Source organism: Mesorhizobium sp. M4A.F.Ca.ET.022.05.2.1 (assembly GCF_003998845.1).
Taxonomy (GTDB): Bacteria; Pseudomonadota; Alphaproteobacteria; order Rhizobiales; family Rhizobiaceae; genus Mesorhizobium.
Genome location: NZ_RZOJ01000764.1, coordinates 1 through 956, shown reverse-complemented (window position 1 = coordinate 956; position 956 = coordinate 1). Strand labels below are relative to the sequence as shown.

The following is a 956-nucleotide window of genomic DNA, read 5'->3' as shown; positions in this document are numbered from 1 at the left end:
GGCTGGCAGAGCGCCGGTGTCTACAGCCTCGGCGCGGCGCAGATCGCGCTCAAGGCGCAGGGCGTGGCGCTTGGGCGGCGGATCGTCCTGATGGGATCGGGGCCTTTGCTGACGCTGGTCGGCGCCCAACTCGTCAAGGCTGGAGCGGATGTGGTGGCGGTGCTGGATACATCATCCTGGCGCCAGCAGATGCGGGGATTCCGGGGGCTCGCCGCCCGGCCGCTGGTCGCGCTGCGCGGCCTGGCGCTGCGGGCGAGGCTCGGCGACCGTTACCATGCGGGCGTGACCCTCGAGCTGATTGAGGTCGACGAACAAGGTGTCACCGCGATGCGCTGGCGCGACACCGGCGGCCGCGAACGCGTCACCCCGTGCGACATGATCGGCATGGGTTGGCACTTGCGGGCGGAGACGCATCTCGCGGACCTTGCGGGATGCGCCTTCGCCTATGACGAACAGTGGCGGCAATGGCTGCCGAAGACCGACGAGATGGGTCGCGCCGGGAATGGCGTCTACCTTGCGGGCGATGGGGTTCGGCTCCTGGGGGCGGACGGCGCGGAGATTGCCGGGCGCCTTGCGGCGGTGGCGTGCCTTGCCGATCTCGGGCAATCGGCGCCGTCAGCCAACGCCGATCTGCGCAAGCTCGCGCGGCTCGAGCGCTTCGCGCGCGGTCTGGCCCGCGCCTTTCCCTGGCCGGAGGCAATGGCGCGGGTGTTCCCTGACGACGCGATTGTTTGCCGCTGCGAGAACGTGACTGCAGGAGACATACGCCAGGGCGTGGGTTTCGGCGGCGGTGAGGCCAACAGGGTGAAATCGCTGTCGCGCGTTGGCATGGGGCGCTGCCAGGGGCGCTACTGCCAGTTGGCTGCCGTCGAGCTTGTTGCGGCACAGGCCGGCTGCACGCCCGGCGCCGTCGGCCGGTTTCGCGGACAGGCGCCTGTCCGACCGGCGCCTATTGG

At 70.5% G+C, this 956-nt stretch carries 1 protein-coding gene; it reads left to right on the top strand.

What is annotated here, in order from left to right; all coding sequences use genetic code 11:
* On the top strand, nucleotides 1–956 hold a 956-nt coding region (locus EN745_RS35225; RefSeq protein ID WP_145992349.1), incomplete at both ends, for an FAD/NAD(P)-binding oxidoreductase.